Consider the following 14,032-nt stretch of genomic DNA (forward strand, 5'->3'; position numbering starts at 1 on the left):
TTTGAAATGAGAGAATCTTATGGAATTCAAGGTTCTAATTCAATATGAAAAACGATAGATTATCTTTATAAATCAACGCATTGTACCCCCCCCCTCACAAAGTGGTCGTGATAGACGAGAAGGAGGCAATATTGGGAAGGAATGAGAACGCTTATTCCTTTATAAGCGCAGTTCCACCGATTGTCATATTATTGATTCGAAGATGAGGTTGACCAACACCAACAGGGACATTTTGGCCAGCTTTTCCACAGAGACCGATACCATTATCAAGTTTACTATCATTACCAATCATTGTAATACGTTTCATAGCATCCGGTCCATTTCCAATAAGAGTTGCGCCTTTGATTGGTGCTACAATTTTACCATTTTCTACTCGGTATGCTTCAGTACATTCAAAGACGAATTTTCCAGAAGTAATATCAACTTGTCCTCCACCAAATGAAACAGCATAGATACCATGTTTGAGTGAAGAAAGGATTTCTTCAGGTGTTTTATCTCCTCCTAGCATGATTGTATTGGTCATTCGTGGCATTGGTGCATGAGCATAAGATTCACGCCGTCCATTCCCAGTTGATTTACTTCCCATAAGCCGTGCATTAAGCCTGTCTTGCATAAAACCAACGAGCTTTCCATTTTCAATGAGAACGTTATATCCTGAAGGGGTCCCCTCATCGTCGACAGTGAGAGAACCACGGCATTGTGGAATTGTTCCATCATCAACAACTGTAACACCTTTTGCCGCAACTTGTTGTCCTAAAAGTCCAGCAAAAGCGGATGTTTTTTTACGGTTAAAGTCACCTTCTAAACCATGACCTACGGCTTCATGGAGCATAACGCCAGGCCATCCATTGGCTAAGACAACATCAAAAGATCCTGCAGGTGCTGCTTCTGCTTCTAAATTTGTTAAAGCCATACGTAAGGCTTCATCCGCAGCTTTTTTCCAATTGTCTTCATGAATAAATTGGTCAAATGCTTGTCGCCCTCCACATCCATAAAAACCATTTTCACGTCGATTGCCTTCAGCTGCGACTACAGATATAGAAAGCCGCACAAGGGGACGAATATCACGAACCAAATAACCATCTGCACGTAAAATTTCAACATGTTGTAGCGAGCCGGAAAGAGAAGCAGTCACTTGATGCAATTTATCATTTTTAGCACGTAAATAGGCATCAATTTTTTGCAAAAGAGCACTTTTTTCTTCAAATGATGGAGCATCAAGGGGATTATGCGGTTGATAAAGTCTCTTGTTTGTTTGTTGAGGTGCTATGCTATAAGTCCCTGCATGATTATTATAGGTAATAGCTTTAGCTGCTTCACTGGCACGTTTGAGTGCAGCAGCTGATAATTCACTAGAATATGCATATCCGGTAGCTTCTCCAGCAACGACACGCAGACCAAATCCCATATCTTGATGGAAAGAGCCGTTTTTAAGCTGTCCATTATCAAATAAAAGAGCTTCGCTTTCTGTATACTCAAGGTAAAGCTCACCGTCATCAGCATGATGAAGCGTTTCTTGTACAAGTGATTGCACTTTAGAGGAAGTAATATCAAAATGATCAATCAGCGATTTCATAAGAATTATCCTATTTTTATGGGGACTTAGAAGATTTTTATTAATCTAATTTAAGAAGCTTTCAAAATATACGATGAGATTTTAATCGTATAAAGTGTATCGATTTCATTCATGTAGGTAAGGTTGCATAGGCGTCGCCAAGACCATGAAGGTCAACGAAACCTCCAATCCCTTGTTCAGGAGTTGTAAAAATAAAATAAGTTGCCATTTTTCCTTTTAAAAAGAGCTGCAATATGTCTTCTTTAAGAAAGGCTTCAGCAACACAATTATCACCAAGACAACGACGATATTCCATTCTGCCCATATTTTTATCGTCAATTTTAATTCCAACACCAGGACGTAATTCAACGCGAATCGGAACAAAAACACGCATCAAAGCACCTTGCTTTTTAGGAAGTTTATAAAATGTAACGCGCAAGGTAATATCATGACGACCTTGTGTATGAACGTTTTGTACAACTTCACACTGCATGTTAGGTGTACCTGGCGGTAGAGTACAAACTTTTGTCCATGCACCATAGGTTTGTGGAGCAGGGACATTTTGCGCATAGGGTGTTTGTGCAAATGCATGATTGATAAAACTACTATAAAGTGTGTAAAGAACAGCACCAATAAAAAAACTTTTTTTGAGTAATTTATGAAGTATCACAGAAAATCCTATCCGACTCAACACACACACAACCATGCATAGATTTACATAAAAAAATGAATTCCCCACATAAAAACTATAACACAAAATCAGTATTTACCCAAATATATTAATCCATAGGATATATTTTTATGATACATTTGTAATGTAGGAGAGAATGTTGATTGAAAAAATGTATTTTTGTTGCCAATATTTCCATCTATTTTTAGGGGATACGTGCGAACGAGGTATTTCATATTTTCTCAAAAATACGATTGGTCTTAATTGATCATTTCCATACGCTAGATAATATTTGTCAGATAATATTGGTTTGTGAATGACAGAAATGGAAAAGGGCTTTGAGCGGAATGTCAGTTTCAGGAGAGTTATCGGTTGTGAATGGTAAATCAACGCCACCAAAATCCGGTATTGGTGATTATATCACGTTATTAAAGCCACGTGTTATGTCTCTTGTGGTCTTTACGGCTCTGGTTGGTTTGCTTGTATCGCCTGTTTCTATCAATCCGTTGTATGGTTTTTTAGCGATTTTATGTATTGCTATCGGTGGTGGCGGTGCGGGAGCACTGAATATGTGGTATGATGCTGACATTGATGCCGTGATGGAACGGACCAAAAAGCGTCCTATTCCTATGGGTAAAATCAGTTCCCGAAAAGCATTTATTTTTGGCATGGTTCTTTCTATGCTTTCGGTATTGGTTATGGGGAGCTTCATTAATTGGTTTGCGGCATTTTTTCTTGCGTTTACGATTTTCTTTTATGTTGTTATCTATACAATTTGGTTAAAGCGTATCACACCACAAAATATTGTTATTGGTGGTGCTTCTGGGGCTTTTCCACCAATGATTGGATGGGCCGTGACAACAGGGACAGTGAGTATTGATAGCTTTTTATTATTTTTAATCATTTTTATGTGGACCCCCCCTCATTTTTGGTCTCTTTCTTTATTTTCATCTCTTGATTATGAGGCAGCAGGTATCCCTATGATGCCTAATGTACGAGGTGAACATTCAACAAAAAAACAGATTTTATTTTATACTATTTTGATGGCATTATGCGCAGCTGCTCCTTGCTTTACTGGTCTTGGTGGAATTTTTTATGGTATTTTTTCAACAATTTTAAGCATTATCTTTGTTTATTTTGCCTATCGTTTGTGGAAAGCTGATACACATAATGAAACTATTTTGATGGCAAAAAAACTGTTTTTCTTTTCATTACTTTATTTGGCAGCTATCTTTGGAGTTCTTTTGATTGAATCTCTTGTTTGGTATTTTATCGCTCTTTAGTCGCGTAAAATGAAAGAACAAATTTTAAAAGAGCTTTGTTGCAAGAACATATTGTAAGAAAACACGATAGAGTGTGTTCTTATGCAAAAGATGGTATTGCCAGTTTTTTTACATTGCTTATTCGTGTATAACGATAGGTTGTTTGAATATATAGCTAAAACTGTAGAGATTAAGGATGATTTATGTCTGGACTTCCCCCTTTAACGATACGTCTTTGTGGTCCACGTGGATTTTGTGCAGGGGTTGATCGTGCTATCCAGATTGTTCTCCTTGCATTAAAAAAATATGGTGTTCCAGTATATGTTCGTCATGAAATTGTACACAACCGCTACGTGGTTGAGGGATTACAACAACGGGGAGCCGTTTTTGTTGAAGAACTTGATGAGATTCCAGAAGAACATCGCAATCAACCGGTTGTTTTTTCTGCTCATGGTGTACCAAAATCTGTTTCAGAAGAAGCACGATGCTATAATTTGTTTTATCTCGATGCAACATGTCCGTTGGTCTCGAAAGTTCATAAACAAGCGATACGACATCAACGTCATGGTCGTCATGTTATATTGATTGGTCATGCTGGTCATCCTGAGGTGATAGGGACAATGGGACAGCTTGAAGAAGGGGCTGTGACGCTTATTGAAACGATAGAAGATGCTTTGCATTACCAACCCAATGATCCAGATAAATTAGGATTTGTTACACAAACAACGCTTTCTGTTGAAGATACTGCAGGAATTCTCGATATATTACAACAACGTTTCCCTACATTAGCGGCCCCAGCGGCTGAGTCAATTTGCTATGCTACAACGAATCGACAAGATGCGGTTAAGGCAGCAGCAAAGGGGAGTGATTTGTTTTTGATTGTTGGAGCGCCAAATTCTTCTAATTCACGACGTTTAGTAGAGGTTGCTGAAAAGTCTGGTGCGCGGCAAGCTATTTTAGTTCAGCGCGCTGATGAAATTAATTTTGAAAACCTAAAAGCTCTTTCTATTGTCAGTCTTTCAGCAGGGGCTTCGGCTCCTGAAATTATTATTGATGAAATTATTTCAGCGTTTCGTGAGCGTTATGATGTCACAATAGAATTAGCTGAAACAGCGGTAGAAACGGAAAAATTTTTAGTGAGTCGCGAATTACGTGACGTCATTTTAACGTCTCAAGATATGGCTTTCGTCAATGGTCAAGCAAATAATGCAAAAAATGAAAATCAGAATACAGACATGTCTACAACGAAAGCAGAATAATGGCCGTTTATACAGATATTCATTCAAATGATTTAAAAGTGTTTTTAACACGTTATGCAATAGGGTCACTTTTGTCTTATCAAGGTATAGAGGAGGGGATTGAAAATTCTAATTTTATGTTAGAGACAACACAAGGGCGATTTATTTTAACACTTTATGAAAAACGTATTTCAAAAGATGATTTACCTTTTTTTTGTCGCTTGATGCAGCATTTAGGACAGCGTGGAATTCCTTGTCCTCAACCTGTTATTCAAAATGATGGAATGATGATCTGTGAATTAGCAGGACGCCCTGCTGCTATTATTACTTTTCTGGAAGGAGAGTGGGTCCGCCAGCCCACTATAGATCATTGTGGTGAAGTGGGGACGGGGCTCGCACAATTACATTTAGCAGGACAGGATTTTACACTCAGTCGTAAAAATACTCTTTCTGTTATGGATTGGCAGGTATTGTGGCAACGTTGTCAAACAAAAGAAGATGCATTATTAAAAGAATTTGGACAAAAAATTGAGTTTGAATTGGCTTTTTTACAGGAAAATTGGCCGCTCAATTTACCAATAGGCATTATCCATGCAGATTTATTTAATGATAACGTCTTTTTTGTGAATCATCGTCTTTCTGGGATGATAGATTTCTATTTTGCTTGTAATGACTTTTTTGCTTATGATTTAGCGATCTGTTTAAATGCTTGGTGCTTTGAGCCTGATCATTCCTATAATCTGGCCAAAGCACGTAAGTTATTGGAAAATTATCAAAAAATAAGACCATTGATCCCTTTAGAATTGGACAAGATTGTTTTGTTAGCTCGTGGTGCGTCTTTACGTTTCTTACTCACACGTCTTTATGATTGGTTTAATACACCGCCTAATAGCTTTGTTATTAAGAAAGATCCATGGGAGTATTGGCACAAGCTTTGTTTTTTCAGTAATGTAAATTCGCTAAGTGAATTAGGTTTTTAAATTTTATGGCAACTCAACAAAAAGTCGTTGAAATTTATACAGATGGTGCTTGCTCAGGGAACCCTGGAATTGGAGGATGGGGAGCAATTTTACGCTGGAATGGTCATGAACGTGAGCTTTATGGCGGTAAGGTCCATACGACAAACAATCAAATGGAAATCATGGCGGCAATTTGTGCATTAAAGGCGCTTAAAGAGCCCTGTTTGGTCGACCTTTATACAGACTCAGTTTATGTGCGTAACGGTATATCTAAGTGGATTGAAGATTGGAAAAAGAATAATTGGCGCACCGCATCAAAAAAGCCTGTTAAAAATATGGAGCTATGGCAAGCTCTTGAGGATGCTTGTTCTTGTCATACAGTCAGATGGCACTGGGTAAAAGGGCATGCGGGACATCCAGAAAATGAACGCGCAGATGCCCTTGCTCGCAAAGCAATTACTCAATATCGCGAAAATGGACATTTTACAGCATAATTGCTGTTTGATAGCTTTTTTCTTTTATTACGGAGTCACAAGAGGGGTTGGCTGCGTATGGAATATGAATGTTCCACTTAAGGCGTAATCTTTAAAAGAAACTGTATAAAAAATTTTTTGGTTTATTTCTTCTGGAGCGAAATAGAGTGGAGCACTGAAGAGTGTATATTCTGCGTTATCACTGACTTTTTTTGCTGCTCCAATTTGCATTTCTCCTCCATCTAAAAAGAGAGAGGAAGGAGTGGTTTTGTTGTTATTTTGTATTTTTATAAGAAGGGTACTGTTATTTTTTTCGGCACTTATTTTTAGTGCATTCTGCATCATGCGGGGCAAAGAATCTTGGGCATTTTTTAAGAAGGAAGCAGGAAGATGTTTATTTTTAAGAGCAGATGGCGAAAAATCAAAGTTAACAGTAAATGGAAGACAGATTTTATTACATAATCCAAGAGTGAAAGCACCACTTAAATTTTTGCTTGAACCAGAAAGATTGAAGGGCAATATTACTTTATCTTTATAGCCTAATGACCAATCATTTTCTGTTTCAAAAAGCTGTGGGGTAGGATAAAAGATTTCATAAGAAACCTGTTGGTTGAAATTAAAAAACGGTGCCATGCCAGAATTACCTGGATTACGCCAGTAAGTTTTCCATCCTGGTTTAAGCACAATCTCAATAATGCCTTCTCTTATTCCAGAAAGAGAAGGTTCGGTGATCGCTAATCGGATACGACCACCATCTGATTCATACCAAGATGTTGCGAAAAGCTGGAGTTTTTGTCCTTTTTGAGCATTTACAGGAATGTTAAGTAATTCTAAAACTATGAATGTTAAGCTTAAAGTAACTAAAAGATTTTTATAAAAGAAAGTTGCGATATTTTGTAAATTTGTAAATATATGACTTTTTTTCATTGGAGTTTTATTTTCCTAGTGTACTAAATGAACAAACTTTTATCATGTAAATTATGGAGAATAACAAATTAATGAAGCGGTGTAATGGCTTTTTAGGTGGACAATTACTCATAGCAATGCCTGGGATGAATGACAAACGCTTTATTCGTTCTGTTATTTACATTTGCGCGCATTCTGATGCCGGTGCGATGGGCATTATTCTCAATCAATTGCATCATATTGATTTTCCAGAGCTTTTGCTTCACTTGGGAGTCATAGACAGTGGCCAAAAAAAAAGTCTTTCTGAACCAATAAAACAGTTTCCAGTTCGCTATGGTGGTCCTGTTGATCCTTCGCGTGGTTTTGTCCTTCATTCAGATGATTATGCTTGTGAAGAAACTGTTTTTATTGCAGATAAGGTCTGTTTTACTGCGACAATTGATATATTAAAAGCGATCAGTTGCGAACAAGGTCCGCAACATGCACTGGTAGCATTAGGTTATGCTGGATGGAAAGCGGGGCAACTTGAGGCAGAAATTTCTACAAATGGTTGGCTAATCAGTTCTACATCACCTAGTTTTCTTTTTGAAAGCGATTTAAGCTGCAAGTATGATAAAAGTTTAACACGCATGGGTATCGATCCAACTTATCTTGCTTCTGAAATGGGACATGCATAGAGTTTTTTCTAAGCTTTTTAACTTTACACGTTATTTTATCCCTTATGTTTTTACTTTATAAGGGAAATGGCTCTGAACGAGCGTAATTAATTCTTCTATGGCAATCGGTTTCGTTACAAGTGTGCTTTGAACATATTTACAGCCTTCTTGACGGAGGAAGATCGCTTCTTTTTCATTTTCAACACCTTCTGCGATAATTTGCAAATTAAGATCTGTTGCCATATTAATGATAGACTTGAGAACAATTTTCTTCTTAAGGGAGTCGATTGAAATAAGTGAACGATCAAGTTTAACCATATCAAATGGATAACGTACGAGATAGGTCAGAGACGAATAACCTGTTCCAAAATTATCGAGTGCGAGATTCATTCCAAGTGTTTTAATTTGTTCGAGAAAGTGCGCTGATTGTTCAGGATTATTTCTTAAGACAAATTCAGATATTTCAATCATCAAACGTCCTTTGTGGAGCGGATGACGAAGCAAAGCGGCGCGCAATTGACTGATAAAACGAGGATGAATCATTTCTGCGCTTGGTAAATTAATTGAAATAAAGAAAGATTGTTGGGAAAACTTTTCTTGTACATTTATAAGATCGATAATGGCATTATCGATGATAAATTGTGACAAATTCATAACAATTTGTTCGTTTTCTACGATTTTTATGAAATCAGAGACATTTAAATTTCCATAAGTGGGATGATGCCATTCTACAATTGTTTCAAAACCAATAATATGTCCGTCTGATAAATTAAGAATAGGATGGTAGAGGATTTTTATCTCATTACGTTTTATGGCATAATGAACATCTTTCTCCAGAGTATTATGTTCGAGACCCAAAGTGCGAAAATTAGGACGAAAAGGTTCAATATGGTTTCCACCCATTTGTTTTGCACGAATCATCGCTAATTCACTATCATTAAAAATATCTTTAGCCGTCGATCGGCTTTCACTCCATGTAACCAATCCGATAGACGTTGAAAGGATTATTTTGTTTTCTGAAAGTGAAATAGGTGCTGAAATTGTTTTGTGCAAATGATCTGCAAATGCTGCAATTTTTTGTGGTTCAGTTTCACTGAGTAAAATAATTGCAAAGCGGTCTGCTGAAAGGCGCGATAAGGTGTCTTGAAAATTAATGAGACGGTTTAAACGACGTGCGATTATAAGCAGTACAGTATCCCCAACTGCTATGCCTAATTTGCGATTAATTTGGCGAAAATTGTCAAAATCAATCATAAAGACAGTCGGTCTAATTTTGATATTTGCTTTCGCCAAAGAGGTATAATTTTGTAGTCTATCGAAGAAAATTTGTTGGTTAGGAAGGCCGGTTAAGCTGTCGTGGATTGCATCATGCAATAAGCGTTCTTCGGATTTTTTGTGGTTAGTAATATTGACAATGGTTCCAATGACACGTGTGATTTTCCCATCTTTTTGCATAGCCGGACGTGCACGAAGAGAAAACCAATGATAATAACCACCACCGGAAGAAAGCCGAAAAATTTGATCAATGCGCCCTTTTTTATTTTTAAGAATGATATCTAATACGGCTTGAAAGCGTTCACGATCATCATGGTGCAAGGCTGAAATCCAGTTGCGCATAGGTCCATTGAGGTTATGAATTTCAGTACCAAAAAGGGTTGCCATGTTTGGATGTACAACAATACGGTCACGCTCAATATTCCAATCCCAAATAATATTTCCAGCTCCCTTTGCTGCGAGTACTTGTTGTTCAAGATCGGAAAATATTCCTTCATGGAAAGCGTCATTAGAAAAAGTTTGTTGCAGGACAGTAAAGCTGATGAGAAGAACAATGAGCACTAATCCTCCCGCTAATGCTGGCTGGATAATATCATTGTTTAAATATCCAGCTATGCAGGCATAGGCTCCAATACACCAAAAGCTAATGAGCAACCATGTTGGGATAAGCATAATGGCGCGGTCATAGCTTCTGATTGAGAAATAGATGATTAATATTATACCAAGCACAGCGGTAAGACCAAAAGACAAACGCGCAATTCCAGCTGCTCTGATTGGATCATAAATAGCAAAGGCTCCTAGACTGCAAAAGGCAATGGTCCAAGCGATAGCACCGTAACTAAAATGATAATGCCAGCGGTTAAGGCTGAGATAGGTAAAAAGAAAAATGAAGAGTGTAGCAGTAAGTGCTACTTCTGTACCAGCACGCCAGATTGGTTGTGTTGTGAGTGTAACTGCAAAGAATTTATTTAAAAAGTTGAAGTCAATACCAATATAAAAAAGCACAGCCCAAGCAACAGCTGCTGTTGCAGGAAACAGCCCTGTTCCACGGACGACGAAGAGAACAGTTAACAAAAGCGCTAAGAGACCAGATATACCAAGAAGAATACCATGATAAAGCGTATAAGAATTAATTGCATCTTTATAAGCTTCAGGTTGCCATAAATAGATTTGCGGTAGATTTGCAGAGTTAAGTTCGGCCACAAATGTAACAACAGCACCAGGGTTAAGGGTAATACGAAAGATGTCAGAGTTTGCACTAAGTTGACGATCGAGGGAAAACCCTTCGCTTGGCGTTATGGATTGAATCCTTTCTGATCCAAGATCTGGCCAAAAAAATCCAGAACGCGCCATGCGGTAATGGGGGGCAACGATGAGACGATCGACTTGTTCATCTGTTGGATTTGCAAGAGAAAAGACTGCCCAATTTCCGGAAAATTTTTCATTTTTTGCCTGCACTTCAATACGCCATACAATACCATCTGGTCCTGGCGCTGTACTTGTTTGAAAAATAGAGCTGTTTGTATGGTGAATTTCAATTGCTTTTGAGAGATCAAGAGCAGCATCCTGAGAAGAAATTTTAACTGGCTCAATTGCTTGTGCTGATGTAAGATGGACAAGAAAACTAACGACTACAATGAAAATGATATCAATTATTTTACGCAAACTCTTCACAATGTCCCACTCTCAATATTTTAGGATGTTTAATTTTCATTTCGATTTTTGAGAAAAAACGTCCACCTTTTATAATTTATTTACATAATAAATTGTTATCACTTTTTCTTAAGTTATGTGGTTTTGTATACAAATAGACCACATGTCCATTTGCTTCAATGGAACTTGAAGCGAATGAAGTTTTATATGTTAAAAGGGCAAAGTTAAACCATGAATTTCCAGATTTCATGGATATACCTTCACTCATTAGAATCTTTATCACATGAAGTATGAATTGGGTAGTTTTGTACGCTTCTTTGCCCAATATTTCCAAAACTTATTTAATGAGAAGAGCTTTTGTGGTAAATTTTACGATAAAATATGTGTATGTTATTGTGATGCTGTTTTGAAAAGAAGTTTTTTACTTTAGCTTGTATGAAAGAGTTGACGTTAAATCATCAAAATTTATGAGGGGTCCTACAGGTCCGACAGCAGTTAGTGTTGGAGTGGAATTTGTAAAAAGACGATGTGCTAAATCAGTTAATCTTTTAGGAGTGATGAGATTGAGGCGTTCAATTGTTTCCGATATTGGAATTGGTCGACCATAAAGGAGTATTTGGCGAGCAATGAGATGTGCTTGACTAGAGGGATTTTCCTGTGACATTGTCAGATTCGCACGATATTGCGTTTGTGCTCGTTGCAGTTCATTGGCGTGAATGTTTTTACTGACCTTGGAAAGTTCATCAAGAATCACGGGAATAAGTTCTTTGAGCCCTTCTTGTCCGGTAGCTGCGTGAACACCAAAAAGACCAGTATCTGAAAATCCCCAATGAAAAGCATAAATAGAATAGCATAATCCACGTTTCTCTCTTACCTCTTGAAAAAGACGTGAAGACATACCACCACCAAGAATGATTGAAAGAATTTGGGCCGCATAAAAATCACGCGCGTGATAAGCACGCCCTTCAAACCCCAGAACAACTTGTGTATCCATTAAATCGCGATATTCACGAAAGTCGCCACCAACATAATTTGCAAGATTAGTAAGAGGTGCGGTTGAATGGGAGCGAAAAGTACCAAGACGACTTTCAACTTCTCGCAAGAAACTTTCGTGTTTTACAGCTCCTGCAGCAACGACAATCATACGATCTGCACTATATTGTTTATTGATGAAATCATGGAGATCAGTAGATGTAAATGATTGGATAGTTTTAGCTGTTCCTAAAATAGAGCGTCCAAGGGATTGATGACGAAAGGCTGTTTCTGTAAAGTGATCAAAAACAATATCATCAGGAGTGTCATGAGCGGCACCAATTTCCTGAAATATTACTTGTTTTTCTCGTTCTAGTTCATTGTCGTCAAATTTTGAATGCATTAAAATATCGGCTAAAATGTCTATAGCAAGTGGGATATCGCTTTTAAGTACACGTGCAAAGTAAGCTGTTGTTTCAATACTGGTGGTGGCATTGATTTCACCGCCAACATCTTCAATATCGGTTGCAATTTGAAAAGCAGTGCGGTTTTCGGTTCCTTTAAAAGCCATATGCTCAAGAAGATGAGCAATACCATGCTGTGTGGAGGTTTCATTGCGTGAGCCCACTTTAACCCATATTCCGAGGGCAACACTATCAATTTGTTGCATTGTATGTGTGGCGATAGTCAAGCCATTACTAAGGCGACATATATCTACATCCATGTATTTACAACTCCATTAAATAAGTTAAATACCTCATTGTAAGGGTATTAGAATATTCTTGATTTAAGTTAATGCAGCTAACTTTAATAAGATGCATGCGATTTTAAAGAGATATAATCTTTTACTATTTTTTCATCATTAGCAAGACTTATAAAGTGTTCTTTGCGTTTCATTACATCATTGAGATGAGATGGCCATGGGGCATGAAGTCCACAAGCACTTTTAATAGTATCAGGAAATTTAGCTGGATGAGCCGTGGCAAGGACGATCATTGGAATATGCGGTTTTTTGTTTTTACGCGCTACTTGAAGAGCGACGGCTGTATGTGGATCAACAAGATAGCCACTTTCCTTATAGACACTATTAATTGTTTGAGCTGTTGCAGCCATGTTGCTTTTCCCAGCAGAAAATAGGGAACGAATATTTTTGAGTTGCTTTTCATCAAGAGTAAAACGTCCTGATTGTTTCAAGTTGTCCATTGCATTGCGAATCCACATTGGATCACGATTACCACTTTCAAAGAGCAAACGTTCAAAATTAGAAGAGACCTGAATATCCATAGAAGGTGATGTTGTATGGACTATTGGTTGTGTTTCGTAAGTACCGCTGGTCAATGTACGTGCAAGGATGTCGTTATCATTCGTTGCGATGACCAGTTGAGCAATGGGTAATCCCATACGGGCTGCAACATAACCTGCAAAAATATCACCAAAATTTCCAGTAGGAACAGTAAATGAAACAGCTCTATCAGGAGCCCCTAAGGAAAGTGCAGATGAAAAATAGTAAACAATTTGCGCCATGATACGCGCCCAATTTATAGAGTTAACACCTGAAAGCGCTCTTTTTTTACGAAAATTGTGGTCATTAAACATTGCTTTGACAAGAGCTTGGCAATCATCAAAATTTCCTTCAATGGCAATGGCATGAACATTTGAACATTGATTGGTTGTCATTTGCCGTTGTTGAACAGGTGATACACGTCCTTTAGGAAATAAAATAAAAATATCTGAGTGTTCTTTTCCAGCAAAAGCTTGTATCGCAGCCCCTCCTGTATCACCTGATGTTGCAGCAATAATCGTTGCACATCTATTTTTTTCAGTCAAAACATAATCCATCAGTCGAGAAAGAAACTGCATTGCGACATCTTTAAAAGCTAAAGTAGGACCATGAAAGAGTTCAAGGATAAATTCATCTGCTCCAGTTTGTCGTAACGGACAGATTGCTGGATGGTGAAAGGTTGCATAAGATTCAGCGATCATATTTTCAAAAGCTGTATATTCGATTTCGTTATTCACAAAGGGCCACAGAATAGTTTTAGCAATTGTTGTATAGGACTGACCACGAAGTGCTCGTAACGCATCAAATGATAGCTGAGGAAATTTATCTGGCAGATAAAGTCCCCCATCAATTGCCAATCCTGTCATGATCGTTTCCGTAAAGCTTAAAGCAGGAGCTTCACCTCTCGTGCTGATATATTCCATACGTTTTATCCTTTTTTTATTTCTGGCAAATTGGTGAAGTTATTTATTTCACGTTTTTCATAATATTTAAATTATTAAATGGATAGAGTTTTTAACTCAATAATGAAAGGAAATATTCTTAAGCATTTTTATTTTTGAGATATAAACGTCAAATGTTCACAGAAAATCTGTTAAAGTCGAAAATTTTCCCTCTATTATTCATTTACTT

At 37.6% G+C, this 14,032-nt stretch carries 11 protein-coding genes; 5 read left to right on the top strand and 6 right to left on the bottom strand.

Annotated elements, in window-relative coordinates; translation table 11 throughout:
• Positions 1 to 151 precede the first annotated feature (151 nt).
• Together tldD and ACFIKY_RS00440 are read right to left on the bottom strand one after the other, a co-directional pair.
• Positions 152 to 1,576 (bottom strand): metalloprotease TldD, encoded by a 1,425-nt coding sequence (tldD, locus tag ACFIKY_RS00435; protein WP_375635770.1) that lies wholly within the window; start codon positions 1,574 to 1,576, stop codon positions 152 to 154.
• A gap of 109 nt (positions 1,577 to 1,685) precedes the next feature.
• On the bottom strand, positions 1,686 to 2,261 hold the full coding sequence (locus tag ACFIKY_RS00440) for an invasion associated locus B family protein (protein ID WP_375635769.1): 576 nt from the start codon (positions 2,259 to 2,261) through the stop codon (positions 1,686 to 1,688).
• Between the two features lie 311 nt (positions 2,262 to 2,572).
• Between ACFIKY_RS00440 and cyoE the strand changes: the two genes are divergently transcribed.
• The 4 genes from cyoE (at position 2,573) to rnhA (ending at position 6,178) form a co-directional block, all read left to right on the top strand.
• Entirely contained in the window at positions 2,573 to 3,508 is a 936-nt protein-coding gene (gene cyoE, locus ACFIKY_RS00445; RefSeq protein ID WP_375652858.1) for a heme o synthase, read from the top strand.
• Between the two features lie 182 nt (positions 3,509 to 3,690).
• Positions 3,691 to 4,746 carry a 4-hydroxy-3-methylbut-2-enyl diphosphate reductase gene (gene ispH / locus ACFIKY_RS00450; protein WP_375635767.1) on the top strand — a complete coding sequence of 352 codons (1,056 nt, stop codon included), beginning with the start codon at positions 3,691 to 3,693 and terminating at the stop codon, positions 4,744 to 4,746.
• Positions 4,746 to 5,705 carry a homoserine kinase gene (locus ACFIKY_RS00455; RefSeq protein WP_375635766.1) on the top strand — a complete coding sequence of 320 codons (960 nt, stop codon included), beginning with the start codon at positions 4,746 to 4,748 and terminating at the stop codon, positions 5,703 to 5,705. The genes ispH and ACFIKY_RS00455 overlap by 1 nt, the downstream gene beginning before the upstream one ends.
• A gap of 5 nt (positions 5,706 to 5,710) precedes the next feature.
• On the top strand, positions 5,711 to 6,178 hold the full coding sequence (gene rnhA, locus ACFIKY_RS00460) for a ribonuclease HI (RefSeq protein ID WP_375635765.1): 468 nt from the start codon (positions 5,711 to 5,713) through the stop codon (positions 6,176 to 6,178).
• Between the two features lie 27 nt (positions 6,179 to 6,205).
• Here the strand turns inward: rnhA and ACFIKY_RS00465 are convergent, their stop codons facing one another.
• Positions 6,206 to 7,084, bottom strand: coding sequence for a protein-disulfide reductase DsbD domain-containing protein (locus tag ACFIKY_RS00465; RefSeq protein ID WP_375635764.1), 879 nt, complete (start codon positions 7,082 to 7,084; stop codon positions 6,206 to 6,208).
• 71 nt (positions 7,085 to 7,155) lie between these two features.
• Between ACFIKY_RS00465 and ACFIKY_RS00470 the strand changes: the two genes are divergently transcribed.
• Positions 7,156 to 7,740: a YqgE/AlgH family protein gene (locus ACFIKY_RS00470; RefSeq protein ID WP_012754832.1), complete on the top strand. Its 585-nt coding sequence runs from the start codon at positions 7,156 to 7,158 to the stop codon at positions 7,738 to 7,740.
• Between the two features lie 42 nt (positions 7,741 to 7,782).
• On the opposite strand, the gene ACFIKY_RS00475 is transcribed toward ACFIKY_RS00470, so the two are convergent.
• The 3 genes from ACFIKY_RS00475 to thrC form a co-directional block, all read right to left on the bottom strand.
• Complete coding sequence (locus ACFIKY_RS00475; protein WP_375656001.1) at positions 7,783 to 10,668, bottom strand: EAL domain-containing protein; 2,886 nt, start codon at positions 10,666 to 10,668, stop codon at positions 7,783 to 7,785.
• Positions 10,669 to 11,068: 400 nt separating this feature from the next.
• The gene (locus ACFIKY_RS00480) at positions 11,069 to 12,343 is read right to left on the bottom strand and encodes a M16 family metallopeptidase (RefSeq protein ID WP_375635762.1); all 1,275 of its coding nucleotides are present in this window, start codon (positions 12,341 to 12,343) and stop codon (positions 11,069 to 11,071) included.
• An 83-nt stretch (positions 12,344 to 12,426) separates the two neighbouring features.
• Positions 12,427 to 13,824 (bottom strand): threonine synthase, encoded by a 1,398-nt coding sequence (gene thrC, locus ACFIKY_RS00485; protein ID WP_375635761.1) that lies wholly within the window; start codon positions 13,822 to 13,824, stop codon positions 12,427 to 12,429.
• Positions 13,825 to 14,032 lie beyond the last annotated feature (208 nt).

The organism is Bartonella sp. CR127HXZ (assembly GCF_042194555.1).
GTDB classification, from domain to species: Bacteria; Pseudomonadota; Alphaproteobacteria; order Rhizobiales; family Rhizobiaceae; genus Bartonella; species Bartonella grahamii.

Coding starts and splice junctions, on each gene's coding strand:
- tldD (WP_375635770.1), bottom strand. CDS start 1,576: ATGAAATCGCTGATTGATCATTTTGATATTACTTCCTCTAAAGTGCAA.
- ACFIKY_RS00440 (WP_375635769.1), bottom strand. CDS start 2,261: ATGGTTGTGTGTGTGTTGAGTCGGATAGGATTTTCTGTGATACTTCAT.
- cyoE (WP_375652858.1), top strand. CDS start 2,573: ATGTCAGTTTCAGGAGAGTTATCGGTTGTGAATGGTAAATCAACGCCA.
- ispH (WP_375635767.1), top strand. CDS start 3,691: ATGTCTGGACTTCCCCCTTTAACGATACGTCTTTGTGGTCCACGTGGA.
- ACFIKY_RS00455 (WP_375635766.1), top strand. CDS start 4,746: ATGGCCGTTTATACAGATATTCATTCAAATGATTTAAAAGTGTTTTTA.
- rnhA (WP_375635765.1), top strand. CDS start 5,711: ATGGCAACTCAACAAAAAGTCGTTGAAATTTATACAGATGGTGCTTGC.
- ACFIKY_RS00465 (WP_375635764.1), bottom strand. CDS start 7,084: ATGAAAAAAAGTCATATATTTACAAATTTACAAAATATCGCAACTTTC.
- ACFIKY_RS00470 (WP_012754832.1), top strand. CDS start 7,156: ATGAAGCGGTGTAATGGCTTTTTAGGTGGACAATTACTCATAGCAATG.
- ACFIKY_RS00480 (WP_375635762.1), bottom strand. CDS start 12,343: ATGGATGTAGATATATGTCGCCTTAGTAATGGCTTGACTATCGCCACA.
- thrC (WP_375635761.1), bottom strand. CDS start 13,824: ATGGAATATATCAGCACGAGAGGTGAAGCTCCTGCTTTAAGCTTTACG.